13 protein-coding genes are annotated in these 16,429 nt (G+C 62.2%); 9 read left to right on the forward strand and 4 right to left on the reverse strand.

Features of this window, described 5'->3' with window-relative positions; all coding sequences use genetic code 11:
* Position 1: 1 nt before the first annotated feature.
* From EJ576_RS04810 to EJ576_RS04845, 8 genes are read left to right on the forward strand one after another with little or no spacing between them, the layout of a single operon-like run.
* On the forward strand, positions 2-1,249 hold the full coding sequence (locus tag EJ576_RS04810; RefSeq protein WP_178083524.1) for an NAD(P)/FAD-dependent oxidoreductase: 1,248 nt from the start codon (positions 2-4) through the stop codon (positions 1,247-1,249).
* A complete protein-coding gene (locus tag EJ576_RS04815) occupies positions 1,246-1,980 on the forward strand; it encodes a class I SAM-dependent methyltransferase (protein ID WP_126569666.1) in 735 nt (244 codons plus the stop codon). The genes EJ576_RS04810 and EJ576_RS04815 overlap by 4 nt, the downstream gene beginning before the upstream one ends.
* Positions 1,977-2,459, forward strand: coding sequence for a hypothetical protein (locus EJ576_RS04820; protein ID WP_122730489.1), 483 nt, complete (start codon positions 1,977-1,979; stop codon positions 2,457-2,459). Before EJ576_RS04815 ends, EJ576_RS04820 begins: the two co-directional genes overlap by 4 nt.
* Complete coding sequence (locus tag EJ576_RS04825) at positions 2,456-3,622, forward strand: beta-ketoacyl-[acyl-carrier-protein] synthase family protein (RefSeq protein ID WP_126569667.1); 1,167 nt, start codon at positions 2,456-2,458, stop codon at positions 3,620-3,622. Before EJ576_RS04820 ends, EJ576_RS04825 begins: the two co-directional genes overlap by 4 nt.
* Positions 3,619-4,080 (forward strand): hotdog family protein, encoded by a 462-nt coding sequence (locus EJ576_RS04830; protein WP_028615433.1) that lies wholly within the window; start codon positions 3,619-3,621, stop codon positions 4,078-4,080. The genes EJ576_RS04825 and EJ576_RS04830 overlap by 4 nt, the downstream gene beginning before the upstream one ends.
* Positions 4,077-4,805, forward strand: coding sequence for a 3-ketoacyl-ACP reductase FabG2 (locus EJ576_RS04835; protein ID WP_126569668.1), 729 nt, complete (start codon positions 4,077-4,079; stop codon positions 4,803-4,805). Before EJ576_RS04830 ends, EJ576_RS04835 begins: the two co-directional genes overlap by 4 nt.
* Positions 4,805-6,031 carry a beta-ketoacyl-ACP synthase gene (locus EJ576_RS04840; protein ID WP_126569669.1) on the forward strand — a complete coding sequence of 409 codons (1,227 nt, stop codon included), beginning with the start codon at positions 4,805-4,807 and terminating at the stop codon, positions 6,029-6,031. Before EJ576_RS04835 ends, EJ576_RS04840 begins: the two co-directional genes overlap by 1 nt.
* Positions 6,032-6,057: 26 nt before the next feature.
* Positions 6,058-6,501 carry a hypothetical protein gene (locus tag EJ576_RS04845; RefSeq protein WP_122730485.1) on the forward strand — a complete coding sequence of 148 codons (444 nt, stop codon included), beginning with the start codon at positions 6,058-6,060 and terminating at the stop codon, positions 6,499-6,501.
* Between the two features lie 144 nt (positions 6,502-6,645).
* On the opposite strand, the gene EJ576_RS04850 is transcribed toward EJ576_RS04845, so the two are convergent.
* Positions 6,646-7,539 (reverse strand): LysR family transcriptional regulator, encoded by an 894-nt coding sequence (locus tag EJ576_RS04850; protein ID WP_123475191.1) that lies wholly within the window; start codon positions 7,537-7,539, stop codon positions 6,646-6,648.
* Between the two features lie 172 nt (positions 7,540-7,711).
* Here EJ576_RS04850 and EJ576_RS04855 point away from each other — a divergent pair, with 172 nt between their 5' ends.
* Positions 7,712-8,938 carry an MFS transporter gene (locus EJ576_RS04855; protein WP_371923931.1) on the forward strand — a complete coding sequence of 409 codons (1,227 nt, stop codon included), beginning with the start codon at positions 7,712-7,714 and terminating at the stop codon, positions 8,936-8,938.
* Between the two features lie 58 nt (positions 8,939-8,996).
* Here EJ576_RS04855 and hemE read toward each other — a convergent pair whose 3' ends face one another.
* The 3 genes from hemE to gltB all read right to left on the reverse strand — a co-directional run bounded on the left by hemE (position 8,997) and on the right by gltB (position 16,208).
* On the reverse strand, positions 8,997-10,064 hold the full coding sequence (gene hemE / locus EJ576_RS04860; protein ID WP_071492361.1) for a uroporphyrinogen decarboxylase: 1,068 nt from the start codon (positions 10,062-10,064) through the stop codon (positions 8,997-8,999).
* A 247-nt stretch (positions 10,065-10,311) separates the two neighbouring features.
* The gene (locus EJ576_RS04865) at positions 10,312-11,730 is read right to left on the reverse strand and encodes an FAD-dependent oxidoreductase (protein ID WP_010213750.1); all 1,419 of its coding nucleotides are present in this window, start codon (positions 11,728-11,730) and stop codon (positions 10,312-10,314) included.
* A 32-nt stretch (positions 11,731-11,762) separates the two neighbouring features.
* Positions 11,763-16,208 (reverse strand): glutamate synthase large subunit, encoded by a 4,446-nt coding sequence (gene gltB / locus EJ576_RS04870; RefSeq protein WP_126569671.1) that lies wholly within the window; start codon positions 16,206-16,208, stop codon positions 11,763-11,765.
* Positions 16,209-16,429 lie beyond the last annotated feature (221 nt).

A 16,429-nucleotide genomic window follows, 5' to 3' on the forward strand; every position in this document is an offset into this window, starting at 1 on the left:
CGTGCCCACAGTTGAAATGGAACGTCGCCAGGTGGTGGTGATCGGTGCCGGTCCGTCCGGGGCCATCGCCGCCGCGCTGTTAAAGCGCAAAGGGCATGATGTATTGATCATCGAGCGCCAGCATTTCCCACGGTTCTCGATTGGCGAAAGCCTGCTGTCGCACTGCATCGATTTCATCGAAGAAGCCGGCATGCTCGACGCCGTACAGGCCGCAGGGTTCCAGGTGAAAACCGGCGCCGCGTTCGCCTGGGGCGAGCGCTACAGCGCATTTGATTTCAGTGACACCTTCAGCAACGGCAAGCCGACCACCTTCCAGGTGCAGCGCGGCGAGTTCGACAAGTTGCTGGCCGATCAGGCCGCCAAGCAAGGTGTGGAGATCCGCTACGGCGAAACTATCATCGGCGTGGATTTCAGCGGCGAGAGCCGCTACCTGCATGTGCGCCGTGAGAACGGCAGCGAGTACCACCTCAAGGCCAAGTTCGTACTCGACGCCAGCGGCTATGGCCGCGTGCTGCCGCGTCTGCTGGACCTGAATCTGCCGTCCGACTTCCCCATACGCCAAGCCGTGTTCACCCACGTCGAAGACCGCATCGAACATCCCGGCTTTGATCGCACCAAGATTCTGGTGACCACCCATCCGACCCAGCGTGACATCTGGTTCTGGACCATTCCGTTCAGCAACGGGCGTTGTTCGGTGGGCGTAGTCGCGGCCAAGGAGCATTTCGACGGTCGCGATGGCGACCTCGACGCCTGCCTGCGCGGCTTTATCGCCGAAACCCCGAGCCTTGCCGGCGTGCTGCAAAACGCCGTGTGGGACACCCCGGCGCGCACCCTCGGTGGCTACGCAGCCAACGTCAAAACCCTGCACGGACCGGGCTTCGCGCTGCTGGGCAATGCGGCAGAATTCCTCGACCCGGTGTTTTCTTCCGGGGTGACCATCGCCATGCGCTCGGCAAGCATGGCGGCCGGTGTGTTGCACCGTCAGCTCAAGGGCGAAACCGTGGACTGGGAGAACGAGTTTGCCGTGCCCTTGAAACGCGGCGTGGACACCTTCCGCTGCTACGTCGAAGGCTGGTACGCCGGGACGTTCCAGGATGTGATCTACCACCCGGACAGCTCGCCGGAGATTCGCCGGATGATCAGCTCGATCCTCGCCGGCTACGCGTGGGATGAGCGCAACCCGTTTGTCAGCGAGCCCAAGCGGCGTTTGCGGATGTTGTCGGAGATTTGTGCGAGTGAGCCGGTATGAGCAGTCAGTACTTAAGTAAGAACTACGTTGAGGAAACCAGGTTCGGCTTCTGGTTCCTGCGCAGCCACACCTGGCAGCACCATGTGCTGCGCGTGGCGATCAACGACCTGCGCAGCCTGTTTACCGACCCGCTGCCCGAGGCTCCGGTACTGCTGGACGCCGGTTGCGGCCAGGGCAAATCGTTCCAATACTTGCAGCAGGTGTTCGCCCCCGAGCGCCTGATCGGCCTGGATGCCGACCCGCACAGCCTGGAACTGAGCCGCGAAGAAGCTCAGCGCCAAGGCTTGGCCATCGAGCTGATCGGCAGCGACTGCGCCACCTTGCAAGTGCCGGACGAAAGCGTCGATATCCTGTTCTGCCACCAGACCTTTCACCACCTGGTCGAGCAGCACCGCGCGCTCAAGGAGTTCTACCGCGTGCTCAAGCCGGGCGGTTATCTGCTGTTTGCAGAATCCACCGAAGCCTATATCGACACCTGGGTGATTCGCTGGCTGTTCCGCCACCCGATGCATGTGCAGAAAAGCGCCGAAGAGTACCTGGATATGCTCCGCGAGCAGGGCTTTGAATTCGGTCCGCAGAACATCTCGTACCCGTACTTGTGGTGGAGCCGCTCCAGCGATTTCGGCCTGCTGGAACGCTGGGGCCTGCGCAAGGCGCCGCCAGTGGGGCAGCGCGAGGAAACCCTGGTCAACTGCGTGGCACGCAAACCCTTAACGAGCGCAGCCCCATGATGCGCATGCTGTTGATCGGCTGCCTGTTGCTGCTGAGCGCCTGCGCCAGCCAGCCGCCGCTGCCGGAGAAAACCCCAACCCTGGCCTTGCCGCTGCAACTGCATGTGCAGCGCCTGGCCGGCGGCCAGAGCCAGGACTGGCTGTTGGTGATCCAGCGCGAAAGCGACGGCATTCGCTGGTCGATGATGGACCCGCTGGGCATTCCCCAGGCCCGACAAAAACTAATCGATGGCGAGTGGCAGGCCGACGGCTTGCTGCCGCCCAATCCCCAGGCGCGCGAGCTGTTCGCCGCGTTGCTGTTTGCCCTGACGTCGGCCGATGACGTGCGCGCGCTCTACCCCAGCGCCCAGGCCATGGACCTGACGCGCACCCTGCCGGGGCATTGGCAGATCGTGTATCAATCGTCCGAGGTCTTCAGCGTGAACATGGCCGGCCAGCCCTTGAGTTACCGCATCACACCGCTTGGAGCCGCCCGATGAGCGCTTACTTCAACGCCCTAGGCGTGATCTGCGCCCTTGGCCGTGGCCAGGACGAGGTCAGCCGCAGCCTGTTTGCCGGGGACTGCTCCGGCATGCGCCCCGAAAGCGGCTGGGTGCCGGAGCGCGTATTGCCGGTGGGCGCCGTAAAAGGCGACCTGGCAATCATCCCGCCCGAGTTGGGCCAGCAAAGCAGCCGCAATAACCAGTTGCTGCTGGAAGCGGCGTTGCAGATCGAAGGCGATATCCGACAGGCGATCCACACCTACGGCGCGTCACGGGTCGGCGTTGTGCTCGGCACCAGCACCTCGGGCATCGACGAAGCCAGTCGGGGCATCGCGCACTTTTTGCGCGAACACCAGTTCCCCGGCGACTACGACTACCAGCAGCAGGAACTCAGCGCGCCGGCGAATTTCCTCGCCGACTGGCTGCAACTGAGTGGCCCGGCCTATGTGATCTCCACCGCCTGCACCTCCAGCGCCCGTGCCTTGATGAGTGCCCAGCGCCTGCTGGACCTGGGCGTGTGCGATGCAGTGATCTGCGGCGGTGTCGACAGCCTGTGCAAGCTGACACTCAACGGTTTCAGCTCATTGGAGGCGGTGTCGAACGATCGCTGCAATCCGTTCTCGGTGAACCGCAACGGCATCAACATCGGCGAAGCGGCCGTGCTGTTTGTGATGAGCAAGGAACCCGCGCCCATCGCCCTGCTGGGCAGCGGCGCCAGTTGCGATGCGCACCATATCTCCGCGCCCGAGCCCACCGGCAAAGGCGCATTGCAGTCAATGCGCAAGGCCTTGGCCAGCGCCCGATTGCAGCCCGAGCAGATCGGTTACCTGAACTTGCACGGCACCGCCACCCAACATAACGACGCCATGGAAAGCCTGGCCGTCGCCAGCCTGTTCCCGCACGGCGTGGCCTGCTCATCGACCAAACCCATGAGCGGTCACACCCTGGGCGCAGCCGGGGCGCTGGAAGCGGCGTTCTGTTGGTTGAGCCTGGCTCACAACCGCGTCCCGCCCCACGTGTGGGACGGCCAGGCCGACCCGGCCCTGCCCGCCTTGCAGTGGGCGCAGGCCGCAGAAACCCTAGGAAAGCGCTGCCTGATGAGCAATTCGTTTGCCTTCGGCGGCAACAACGTCAGCCTGATTATCGGAGAGGCCCCATGATCGATTGGCCACTCGCTGAACTGCTGCCCCATGCGGGCGACATGATCCTGATCGACCAGGTGTTGTCGTTCGATGAAGAGCAGATCCACACCCGCGTCACGGTCAAACCCGGCGGCCTGTTCAACCGCCCGGACGGCAGCCTGCCGGCCTGGGTCGGCATCGAGTTGATGGCGCAAAGCGTCGCCGCCTACGCCGGTTGCCGCGCGCGCCAGAAAGGTGAAGCGGTGGAACTGGGCTTCCTGCTCGGCACACGCAAGTTCGAGTGCAATGTGGAACACTTCCCGGTCGGCGCCGAGCTGGCGATCCACGGCCTGCGCTCTTTGGAAGACGACAATGGCATGGGTGTGTTCGAATGCCACCTGACCGGCGACGGGATCCAGGCCAGCGCCCGCTTGAATGTATTTCGACCGCCCCAGGCGGCCAACTATTTAGATGAATCGAAGGACGTAACGCCATGACTGAATCCGTACTGGTCACCGGCTCCAGCCGTGGCATCGGCCGCGCCATCGCACTGCGCCTGGCTCAGGCCGGGCATGACATCGTGCTGCATTGCCGCAGTGGCCGTAGCGACGCCGATGCAGTGCAGGCCGAGGTTGAAGCCCTGGGCCGCAAGGCGCGGGTGCTGCAATTCGATGTGGCGGATCGTGCTGCGTGCAAGGAAATCCTCGAAGCTGACGTTGAGCAACACGGCGCCTATTACGGCGTGGTGCTCAACGCCGGCCTGACCCGAGACGGCGCCTTCCCGGCCTTGTCGGACGACGACTGGGACGTGGTGATGCGCACCAACCTCGACGGTTTCTACAACGTGTTGCACCCGGTGATGATGCCGATGATTCGTCGTCGCGCGGCCGGCCGCATCGTATGCATCACCTCGGTTTCCGGGCTGATCGGCAACCGCGGCCAGGTCAATTACAGCGCCTCGAAAGCCGGCCTGATTGGCGCGGCCAAGGCCCTGGCAATCGAGCTGGGCAAGCGCAAGATCACCGTCAATTGCGTCGCTCCGGGCTTGATCGACACCGCCATGCTGGATGAAAACGTGCCGGTGGAAGAATTGATGAAGATGATCCCGGCGCAACGCATGGGCACGCCGGAAGAAGTGGCCGGCGCGGTGAATTTCCTGATGTCGGCCGAGGCAGGCTACATCACGCGCCAGGTCCTGGCCGTGAATGGAGGCCTGTGCTGATGAAACGCGTCGTCGTCACCGGCATGGCCGGCATGACCTCCCTGGGCAGCGATTGGGAAACCATCGCCGCCAACTTCCGCGCCAACCGCAGCGGCATCCGGCGCATGGATGAGTGGGACCGCTTTACCGAACTGAACACGCGCCTGGCCGGGCCGATCGACGATTTTGTCGTGCCCGCACACTGGACGCGCAAACAACTGCGCAGCATGGGCCGGGTGTCGCGCCTTGCGGTGTGGGCGGCAGAGCAGGCGTTGCAGGACGCGGGCTTGCTCGGCGATGAGTCAATCAAGGACGGGCGCATGGGCGTGGCCTGTGGCTCGTCCACCGGCAGCACCGACGAGATCAAGGCGTTCGGCAATATGCTGCTGAACTCGGTCGCGGAGGGGCTGAATGCCAACTCCTACGTGCGCATGATGCCCCACACCACGGCGGCGAATATCAGCATCTTCTTTGGCCTGACCGGGCGGCTGATCCCCACGTCCAGCGCTTGCACCAGCGGCAGCCAAGGCATCGGCTATGCCTATGAAGCAATCAAGTTCGGCCGCCTGCCGTTGATGCTCGCCGGCGGCGCCGAGGAGCTGTGCCCCACTGAGGCCATGGTATTCGATGCGCTCTACGCCACCAGCCTCAAGAACGATGCGCCTCAGACCAGTCCACGTCCCTATGACAGTGGTCGTGACGGTCTGGTGATTGGTGAAGGCGGCGGCATGCTGGTGTTGGAGGAACTGGAACACGCGTTGGCACGCGGTGCGCATATCCACGCCGAGCTGGTGGGCTTCGGCAGCAACGCCGACGGCCAGCACACTACCCGCCCCGAGCAGAAAACCATGCGCCGCGCGATGGAACTGGCCCTGGAAGATGCCGGGCTTGAGCCATCTGCAATCGGCTACGTGAACGGTCACGGCACCGCCACCGACCAGGGCGATATCGCCGAAACACTGGCGACCAGCAGCCTGTTCGGCAGCCGCATGCCCATCAGCTCACAAAAGAGCTTCCTCGGCCACACCTTGGGCGCGTGCGGCGCGCTGGAGTCGTGGTTCAGCATCGAGATGATGAACCGCGACCAATACGTGCACACCTTCAACCTGGATTCGGTCGACCCGCAATGCGGCGAGCTGGATTACCTGCAAGGTGAATTCCGCGAGATGCACCACGACTACGTGATGAACAACAACTTTGCCTTTGGCGGCGTCAACACCTCGCTGATCTTCCGCCGCTGGTCCTGACTTTCAAATCGATTGGAGAATACGGAATGTCTTCCTTGCTACGCGTCACCCTGATCACCCTGGCCCTGTTGGTCACCGCCGGTTGCACCAGCAAACCGATCCTCAACACCCAGCACAACCTGCCGGCCGACACCCAGGTCAGCGAAGAAAAAATGAAAACGGTGATCGTCAACGCCCTGCAAAAACGCGAGTGGACGGTACAACGCCTGAGCCCGCAACTGGTACAGGCCGAGATCAACGTGCGTAACCAGTATTACGCAGCCATCGACATCCGCTACACCCGCAACAGCTACGCCATCACCTACCGCGACAGCCGCGACCTGGGCTACAAGGACGGCAAGATCCATCGCAACTACAACCGTTGGGTGAACAATCTGGACAGCGACATCATGGCGGGGTTGCGCAGCAATGGCGTGAATGAGGCGGGGACGGCGGCGCAGTTGTTTGAACAGACGGGGACGTCGAAGTAAGACCAGCGTCAGGCACACCCCCTCTGTGGTGAGCGGGCTTGTCCCGCGCTGGAGTGCGTAGCGCTCCCAAGATCTTTGGGGCCGCTGCGCAGCCCAGCGCGGGGCAAGCCCGCTCACCACAACAAGCGCGCTCACCACAAAGCGTTATTGGGCAACCTTGCGCGTCAACAGCTCCACAAACGCCTCTGCCATCGGCGTCTGCGCGCCCTTGCGTTGCACCAGCCACACCGCCGTCATCGCCTCCTGATCCAGCAGCGTGCGATACACCACGCCATCGATCCGAATGCGCTGGTAGGACGCCGGCAGCACCGACACGCCCAAGCCCGCCGCCACTAGGCCGATGATGGTCATCGCCTCCCCGGCCTCCTGGGCAAAGTGCGGGCTGAAGCCGGCATCACGCGCCAGGTTGAGCAACTGGGCATAGAGGCCGCTGCCGTAAGTGCGCGGGAAAAACACAAACGGTTCCTGTGCCAATTGCGCCAGGTGCAAGCCGCGCTCACTGCCCTCCACCAACGGATGACCGGCGTTCAGCACGGCTACCAGCGGCTCACGCATCAGCTCGACCACACCCAGCGAATCCGGCAATGGCAGCGGCCGCATCAGGCCCACTTGGATCGACTCATCCACCAGCGACTCGGCCACTTCGGTGCTGCTCATCTCCTGCAGGTTCAGATGCACCGCCGGGAACGCCTGACGAAACGCAAAGATCGCCTGGGGAATGCTGGAATTGAACGGCGCCGACGAGGTGAAGCCAATCTTCAGTTCGCCCAGCTCACCCAACTGCGCCCGACGCGCTACGTCCGCCGCCTTGTCGACCTGTGCCAACACCAATCGCGCCTCTTGCAGGAACAACCGCCCCGCTTCACTCAGTTCGACCCGACGATTGGTACGCTCAAACAACCGCGCCCCCACTTCCTGCTCCAGCGCCTGGATCTGCTGGCTCAGCGGCGGTTGCGAGATGCCCAGCACCTGCGCGGCCCGGCCGAAATGCAGTTCTTCGGCGACGGCGATGAAGTACCGCAAGTGACGCAATTCCATGGGAGCCTCATTAGGTCGTTAAAGCTATCAAACAGGTCGAACAATATATTGGAAAGAATCATTAGGGAGCTATATTCTTTTTTGCATTGCCTGTCCTGGCACGCTCTTCCTCCCCGAGGTCCCCGTGAAAGCTGCTGTTGCTCCACTCGCTCAAGACGTACCGCCCACCGCCCTGGATGAGGTGGTAGCCCAGCTCAATGACGCGTACATCGAAAAAGGCACGCCGATGTTTATGCGCACGGTGCTGGCGCTGTTCTCCGGCGGGTTCGCCACCTTTGCGTTGTTGTATTGCGTGCAGCCGATGATGCCGGCGCTGTCCCATGAGTTTTCCATCAATGCGGCGCAAAGCAGCCTGATCCTGTCGGTGGCCACGGCGATGCTGGCGTGCGGTTTGTTGGTCACCGGACCGATTTCCGACCGCCTGGGGCGCAAGCCGGTGATGGTCTCCGCGCTGTTCTGCGCCGCGCTGGCGACCATCGCCAGCGGCCTTATGCCGACCTGGGAAGGCATCCTGCTGATGCGTGCATTGGTGGGCCTGTCGCTCAGCGGCCTGGCCGCCGTAGCCATGACCTACCTGAGCGAAGAAATCCACCCGCAGCACATCGGCCTGGCCATGGGCTTGTACATCGGCGGCAACGCGATTGGCGGCATGAGCGGGCGGCTGATCATCGGCGTGTTGATCGACTTCGTCAGTTGGCACACCGCCATGCTGATTATCGGCGCCCTGGCGCTGATCGCCGCCACGGTGTTCTGGAAAATCCTCCCAGAATCGCGCAACTTCCGCGCCACGAGCCTCAAGCCGCGCAGCCTGGTGGATGGCTTCGTCATGCACTTCAAGGACGCAGGCCTGCCCTGGCTGTTCCTCGAAGCGTTCCTGCTGATGGGCGCGTTCGTGACGATGTTCAACTACATCGGCTATCGCCTGCTGGCCGATCCCTACGACCTCAGCCAAGCGGTGGTCGGCCTGCTGTCGCTGGTGTACCTCTCGGGCATCTACAGCTCGGCGAAAATCGGCTCCCTGGCTGACCGCCTCGGCCGCCGTCGCGTGCTGTGGGGCACCATCGTGCTGATGCTGGCCGGCATGGCCCTGACCCTGTTCACCCCCCTGTGGCTGGTGGTGCCGGGCATGCTGATCTTCACCTTCGGCTTCTTCGGCGCCCACTCGGTGGCCAGCAGCTGGATCGGCCGCCGCGCGGTAAAAGCCAAGGGGCAAGCGTCGTCGCTGTACCTGTTCTGCTACTACGTAGGGTCGAGTATTGCCGGGACGGCGGGCGGGTTCTTCTGGCACTTTGCCGGGTGGAATGGGATCGGGGCGTTTATCGTGGCGCTGCTGATCGGCGCGTTGCTGGTGGCGTTGAAGCTGGCGAAGTTACCGCCGTTGGTGCAAGCGAAGGCCTGAGTTTCTCTGGCTTTTAATGTGGGAGGGCGCAAGCCCCCTCCCACATTTGTTTTGCGTGTTATTCGTGATACTGCGCCGACAACTCATGCACCGCGCGCAGGAACGCGCCGGCATGCTCCGGGTTCACTTCCGGGGTGATGCCATGGCCGAGGTTGAACACATGCCCAGTGCCTTTGCCATAGCTGGCGAGGATGCGGCCAACTTCGGTGCGGATGGCTTCCGGCTTGGCGTACAGCACGGTCGGGTCCATGTTGCCTTGCAGCGCGACGCGGTTGCCCACGCGCTGGCGAGCTTCGCCAATGTCGCAGGTCCAGTCCAGGCCCAGGGCGTCGGCACCGGCGTCGGCAATGCTTTCCAGCCACAGGCCGCCACCCTTGGTGAACATGATTACCGGCACTTTGCGGCCTTCGTGTTCGCGGATCAGGCCGCTGACGATTTTGCGCATGTAGGCCAGGGAGAACTCCTGGTACGCCGCCGCCGACAGGTTGCCGCCCCAGGTGTCGAAGATCTGCACGGCTTGCGCGCCGGCCATGATCTGGCCGTTGAGGTAGGACGTGACCGACTGCGCCAGCTTATCCAGCAGCAGGTGCATGGCCTGTGGGTTGTCGTAGAGCATGGCCTTGGTCTTGCGGAAGTCTTTCGACGAGCCGCCTTCGACCATGTAGGTGGCCAGGGTCCATGGGCTGCCGGAGAAGCCGATCAGCGGCACGCGGCCGTTAAGCTCGCGGCGGATGGTGCTGACGGCGTCCATCACGTAGCCGAGGTCTTTGTGCGGGTCGGGGATCGGCAAGGCTTCGATATCGGCCAGGGTGCTGACGACTTTCTTGAAACGCGGGCCTTCGCCGGTCTCGAAGTACAGGCCTTGGCCCATGGCGTCAGGGATGGTGAGGATATCGGAGAAGAGGATAGCCGCGTCCAGTTGTGGGTAGCGGTCCAGCGGCTGCATCGTGACTTCGCAGGCGAACTCCGGGTTCATGCACAGGCTCATGAAGTCGCCGGCGTTGGCGCGACTGGCGCGGTATTCCGGCAGGTAGCGACCGGCTTGGCGCATCATCCACACAGGGGTGACGTCCACAGGTTGCTTGAGCAGGGCACGAAGGAAACGGTCGTTCTTGAGGGCAGTCATGTCGGCATCCGCAAAAAAAGTGCGGGCATTTTCTCAGAGCCAGACGCAAAAGGCACGGAATGCGCCGTGCCTTTTGTCTATCGGGTCAATTTGTCGCGGACATGAAAGCGCTACAAATCAAATGTGGGAGGGGGCTTGCCCCCGATTGCAGTGTGTCAGTCCCAGTATCTTTGACTGATACACCGCTATCGGGGGCAAGCCCCCTCCCACAGTTTGATCCCATTCCAATCCAGGATCAGGATCGGGATCAGACTTGCAGGTAATCCAGGATGCCTTCGGCGGCATTGCGGCCTTCGAAGATCGCGGTTACCACCAGGTCGGAACCGCGCACCATGTCGCCACCGGCGAAGATCTTCGGGTTGCTGGTCTGATGCTTGTACTGGCCTTGTTCCGGGGCCACGACGCGGCCCTGGCTGTCGGTCTGGATCTGGAACTGTTCGAACCACGGCGCCGGGCTTGGGCGGAAGCCGAAGGCGATGACCACGGCGTCAGCCGGGATGATCTCTTCGGAACCCGGGATCGGCTCGGGGCTGCGACGACCACGGGCGTCCGGTTCGCCGAGACGGGTCTCGACCACCTTCACGCCTTCGACGCGGTCTTCACCGACAATCGCAATCGGCTGGCGGTTGTAGAGGAATTTCACACCTTCTTCCTTGGCGTTCTTCACCTCTTTGCGCGAGCCGGGCATGTTGGCTTCGTCACGACGATAGGCACAAGTCACCGATTTGGCGCCCTGGCGGATCGAGGTGCGGTTGCAGTCCATCGCGGTGTCACCACCGCCCAGCACCACGACCTTCTTGCCTTTCATGTCGACGAAATCTTCCGGCGACTTTTCAAAGCCCAGGTTGCGATTCACGTTGGCGATCAGGAAATCCAACGCGTCGTAAACGCCCGGTAGATCCTCACCGGCAAAACCGCCCTTCATGTAGGTGTAGGTGCCCATGCCCATGAACACGGCATCGTATTCTTCGAGCAGTTGCTCCATGGTCACGTCTTTGCCGATCTCGGTGTTCAGGCGGAACTCGATGCCCATGCCGGTGAACACTTCACGACGGTTGCTCAGGACGGTCTTTTCCAGCTTGAACTCGGGGATACCGAAGGTCAGCAGGCCGCCGATTTCCGGGTTCTTGTCGAACACCACCGGGGTCACGCCGCCGCGCACCAATACGTCGGCGCAGCCCAGGCCGGCAGGACCGGCGCCGATGATGGCGACGCGCTTGCCAGTCGGCTTGACCTTGGACATGTCGGGACGCCAGCCCATGGCGAACGCGGTGTCAGTGATGTACTTCTCCACCGAACCGATGGTCACCGCGCCAAAGCCGTCGTTAAGGGTGCAGGCACCCTCGCACAGACGGTCTTGCGGGCACACCCGGCCGCACACTTCCGGCAGGGTGTTGGTCTGGTGCGACAGTTCGGCGGCGGCGAGGATGTTGCCCTCGGCTACCAGCTTCAGCCAGTTGGGAATGAAGTTGTGCACCGGGCACTTCCATTCGCAATACGGGTTACCGCACCCCAGGCAACGGTGGGCCTGGTCGGCCGAGTGCTGGGGTTTGAAGGGTTCGTAGATTTCCACGAACTCTTTCTTGCGTTGACGCAACAGTTTCTTCTTCGGATCTTTGCGCCCGACATCGATGAACTGGAAGTCGTTATTCAGACGTTCAGCCATGTTAAAACCTCATCAAACTCTTCAGGCGCATATCACTGCGGGTTGGCACGGATGCTGGAAAGCAACGATTTCAGGTTGGCAGCCTTGGGCTTGACCAGCCAGAAACGACGCAGGTAATCATCGAGGTTTTCGGCGAGGTTACGACCCCATTCGCTGCCGGTCTCCTCGACGTACTCGTCCAGCACGTGCTGCAAGTGGTTCCGGTAGGACTCCATGGCTTCGCCGCTGATCCGCTGGATCTCGACCAACTCATGGTTGACCTTGTCGACAAAGGTGTTGTCCTGGTCGAGCACGTAGGCGAAACCGCCGGTCATGCCCGAACCGAAGTTGTAACCGGTCTTGCCCAGTACCGCGACAAAGCCCCCGGTCATGTACTCACAGCAGTGATCGCCAGTGCCTTCCACCACGGTGTGGGCACCGGAGTTGCGCACGGCGAAACGCTCACCGGCAGTACCGGCGGCGAACAGCTTGCCACCGGTGGCGCCGTACAAGCAGGTGTTGCCGATGATGGCACTGTCCTGGGTCTTGTAGACGCTGCCTTTAGGCGGAACGATCACCAGCTTGCCGCCGGTCATGCCCTTGCCCACGTAGTCGTTGGCGTCGCCTTCCAGGTACATGTGCAGGCCACCAGCGTTCCACACGCCGAAGCTCTGGCCCGCAGTGCCCTTGAAGCGGAAGGTGATTGGCGCTTTCGCCATGCCTTGGTTGCCGTGCTTGCGCGCGATTTCGCCGGAGATGCGGGCGCCAATCGAACGGTCGCAGTTGCAGATATCCAGGGCGAATTCGCCACCGCTGGCATCGTTGATCGACGAACCGGCGATTTTCACCATCTTCTCGGCCAGCAGGCCTTTGTCGAAGGGCGGGTTGCGCTCGACGCCGCAGAACTGCGGTTTGTCGGCCGGAATGTGATCGCTGCCCAACAGCGGCGTCAGGTCCAAGTGATGTTGCTTGGCGGTCTGTCCTTCGAGGATTTCCAACAGGTCGGTGCGACCGATCAGCTCTTCAAGAGAACGCACGCCCAGCTTGGCCAGCCACTCACGGGTTTCTTCGGCGACGTAGGTGAAGAAGTTCACCACCATGTCGACGGTGCCGATGTAGTGATCTTTGCGCAGCTTCTCGTTCTGAGTGGCGACGCCGGTGGCGCAGTTGTTCAGGTGGCAGATGCGCAGGTATTTGCAGCCCAGGGCGATCATTGGCGCGGTGCCGAAGCCGAAACTTTCGGCGCCGAGGATCGCGGCCTTGATCACATCGAGGCCGGTTTTCAGGCCGCCGTCGGTCTGCACCCGTACTTTGCCGCGCAGGTCGTTGCCACGCAGGGTCTGGTGGGTCTCGGCCAGGCCGAGCTCCCACGGTGCGCCCGCGTACTTGATGGAGGTCAGCGGCGAAGCGCCGGTGCCACCGTCATAGCCGGAGATGGTGATCAGGTCGGCATAGGCCTTGGCCACACCGGCGGCGATGGTGCCCACGCCGGCTTCTGCTACCAGTTTCACCGAGACCAGCGCCTGCGGGTTGACTTGTTTCAGGTCGAAAATCAGCTGCGACAAGTCTTCAATCGAGTAGATGTCGTGGTGCGGCGGTGGCGAAATCAGCGTGACGCCCGGCACTGCGTAACGCAGCTTGGCGATCAAACCATTGACCTTACCACCTGGCAGTTGGCCGCCCTCACCGGGCTTGGCGCCCTGGGCCACCTTGATCTGCAGCACTTCGGCGTTGACCAGGTATTCCGGGGTTACACCGAAACGGCCCGTCGCCACCTGCTTGATTTTCGAGCTCTTGATGGTGCCGTAGCGCGCCGGGTCTTCACCGCCTTCGCCGGAGTTGGAACGCGCACCCAGGCGGTTCATGGCTTCGGCCAGGGCTTCGTGAGCCTCAGGCGACAAGGCGCCCAGGGAAATACCGGCGGAGTCGAAGCGCTTGAGGATCGACTCCAGCGGCTCGATTTCGCTGATGTCCAACGCCGTGTCCAGGGTCTTCACCTTGAACAGGTCGCGGATCATCGACACCGGGCGGTTGTCCACCAGCGAGGTGTATTCCTTGAACTTGGCGTAGTCGCCCTGCTGCACGGCGGCTTGCAGGGTGCTGACCACGTCCGGGTTGTACGCGTGGTATTCGCCACCGTGCACGAACTTGAGCAGGCCGCCTTGCTGGATTGGCTTGCGCGCACTCCAGGCTTCGGCTGCCAGGGCTTTCTGCTCGGCTTCGATGTCGACGAAACGCGCGCCCTTGATACGGCTTGGCACGCCACGGAAGCTCAGGTCGCACACCTCTTCGGACAGACCGATGGCTTCGAACAACTGTGCGCCGCGGTACGAGGTGACGGTGGAAATACCCATCTTCGACAGGATCTTCAACAGACCCTTGGTGATGCCTTTACGGTAGTTCTTGAACACCTCATAGAGGTCGCCCAGCACTTCACCGGTGCGGATCAGGTCGCCCAGCACTTCGTATGCGAGGAACGGGTACACCGCCGAGGCGCCGAAACCGATCAGCACCGCAAAGTGATGCGGGTCGCGGGCGGTGGCGGTTTCCACGAGGATGTTGGAGTCGCAGCGCAGGCCTTTTTCGGTCAGGCGGTGATGCACTGCGCCGGTGGCCAGCGAAGCGTGGATCGGCAGCTTGCCAGGCGCGATGTGACGGTCGGTCAGCACGATCTGGGTGCGACCGGCGCGCACGGCTTCTTCGGCCTGGTCGGCGACGTTGCGCACAGCGGCTTCAAGGCCGAGGCTCTCGTCGTAGTTCAGGTCGATGATCTGGCGGTCGAAGCCTGGGCGATCCAGGGTCATCAACGAGCGCCACTTGGCCGGGGAAATGACCGGCGAGCTGAGGATCACGCGGGAGGCGTGCTCAGGCGATTCCTGGAAGATGTTGCGCTCGGCACCGAGGCACACTTCCAGGGACATCACGATGGCTTCGCGCAGCGGGTCGATCGGTGGGTTGGTCACCTGGGCGAACTGCTGGCGGAAGTAGTCGTACGGCGTGCGCACGCGCTGGGACAGCACGGCCATCGGCGTGTCATCGCCCATGGAACCGACCGCCTCGTAGCCTTGCTCGCCGAGCGGACGCAGCACCTGGTCGCGCTCTTCGAACGTGACCTGGTACATCTTCATGTATTGCTTGAGCTGGTCGACGTCGTAGAACGCCGAACCGTGGTCGTTGTCTTCCATGGTCGCCTGGATGCGCAGGGCGTTCTTGCGCAGCCATTGCTTGTACGGGTGACGTGACTTCAAGCGGTTGTCGATGGCGTCGGTGTCGAGGATCTGCCCGGTTTCGGTGTCGACGGCGAGGATCTGGCCAGGACCGACACGACCTTTGGCAATCACGTCTTCGGGCTTGTAGTTCCACACGCCGATTTCCGACGCGAGGGTGATGAAGCCATTGGTGGTGGTGACCCAACGCGCCGGGCGCAGACCGTTACGGTCGAGCAGGCATACAGCGTAGCGACCGTCAGTCATGACCACGCCGGCCGGGCCGTCCCACGGCTCCATGTGCATCGAGTTGTACTCGTAGAACGCACGCAGATCCGGGTCCATGGTTTCGACGTTCTGCCACGCTGGCGGAATGATCATGCGCACGCCACGGAACAGGTCGATGCCGCCGGTGACCATCAGTTCGAGCATGTTGTCCATGCTGGAAGAGTCGGAACCCACACGGTTGACCAGCGGGCCGAGCTCTTCCAGGTCCATCAAGTCGTTGGCGAACTTGGTGCGACGGGCCACGGCCCAGTTGCGGTTGCCAGTGATGGTGTTGATCTCGCCGTTGTGGGCGAGGAAGCGGAATGGCTGGGCCAGCGGCCATTTCGGCAGGGTGTTGGTGGAGAAGCGCTGGTGGAACACGCAGATTGCGGTTTGCAGGCGCTCATCGCTCAGGTCTGGATAGAAGGCGGTGAGGTCCGCCGGCATCATCAGGCCTTTATAAATGATGGTCTTGTGGGAAAAGCTGCAGATGTAGTGGTCGGTGTCGGCAGCATTGGAAACCGACGAACGACGACGCGAGGTGAACAGCTTGATCGCCATGTCCTGGTCGCTCAGGCCCTCGCCTGCGATGAACACTTGCTCGATCTGCGGCAGGCGCTCGTTGGCCAGGCGGCCAAGTACGCTGGTGTCGATCGGCACTTTGCGCCAGCCGACAAGTTGCAGGCCGGCGGCCAGGATCTCGCGGTTCATGTTCTCGCGAGCGGCTTCGGCTTTGACCGGGTCCTGGTTAAAAAACACCATGCCCACGGCGTACTGCTTGGGCAGGTCGACCGCAAATTGCTCTTTTGCGACAGCGCGCAGGAACTGGTCGGGCTTTTGAATCAGCAAGCCGCAACCGTCACCGGTCTTGCCGTCGGCGTTGATCCCACCGCGGTGGGTCATGCAGGTCAGGGCCTCGATGGCCGTTTGCAAAAGGGTATGACTGGGTTCGCCCTGCATATGGGCTATCAGGCCGAAACCGCAGTTATCCTTGAATTCATCGGGTTGGTACAGACCTGCTTTCATAGACACTTTCTCACCAGGCTGCCTCTTATATCGAGGCAAATTTCTTTTCAATTCAACCGGTTACCTTCCACGCCGAACGTACGCCGGCTTAGCGGGGGCAAAAGGGAGGTCATTGTACACACCGACACAGACGCTCACAAATTTAGCGACGAAATGTCGCAAATCTATGTCGCATTTATGAAAGGTTTAAAGCGATATGCTGTGCTAGTCAAAACTTTTTT

This window comes from Pseudomonas sp. C 49-2, from assembly GCF_003970195.1.
GTDB lineage: Bacteria > Pseudomonadota > Gammaproteobacteria > Pseudomonadales > Pseudomonadaceae > Aquipseudomonas > Aquipseudomonas canadensis.

Excerpts from the sequence above, each read along its gene's own strand:
- EJ576_RS04815 (WP_126569666.1), top strand. The coding sequence starts at position 1,246 with ATGAGCAGTCAGTACTTAAGTAAGAACTACGTTGAGGAAACCAGGTTC.
- EJ576_RS04820 (WP_122730489.1), top strand. The coding sequence starts at position 1,977 with ATGATGCGCATGCTGTTGATCGGCTGCCTGTTGCTGCTGAGCGCCTGC.
- EJ576_RS04825 (WP_126569667.1), top strand. The coding sequence starts at position 2,456 with ATGAGCGCTTACTTCAACGCCCTAGGCGTGATCTGCGCCCTTGGCCGT.
- EJ576_RS04830 (WP_028615433.1), top strand. The coding sequence starts at position 3,619 with ATGATCGATTGGCCACTCGCTGAACTGCTGCCCCATGCGGGCGACATG.
- EJ576_RS04835 (WP_126569668.1), top strand. The coding sequence starts at position 4,077 with ATGACTGAATCCGTACTGGTCACCGGCTCCAGCCGTGGCATCGGCCGC.
- EJ576_RS04840 (WP_126569669.1), top strand. The coding sequence starts at position 4,805 with ATGAAACGCGTCGTCGTCACCGGCATGGCCGGCATGACCTCCCTGGGC.
- EJ576_RS04845 (WP_122730485.1), top strand. The coding sequence starts at position 6,058 with ATGTCTTCCTTGCTACGCGTCACCCTGATCACCCTGGCCCTGTTGGTC.
- EJ576_RS04850 (WP_123475191.1), bottom strand. The coding sequence starts at position 7,539 with ATGGAATTGCGTCACTTGCGGTACTTCATCGCCGTCGCCGAAGAACTG.
- hemE (WP_071492361.1), bottom strand. The coding sequence starts at position 10,064 with ATGACTGCCCTCAAGAACGACCGTTTCCTTCGTGCCCTGCTCAAGCAA.
- EJ576_RS04865 (WP_010213750.1), bottom strand. The coding sequence starts at position 11,730 with ATGGCTGAACGTCTGAATAACGACTTCCAGTTCATCGATGTCGGGCGC.
- gltB (WP_126569671.1), bottom strand. The coding sequence starts at position 16,208 with ATGAAAGCAGGTCTGTACCAACCCGATGAATTCAAGGATAACTGCGGT.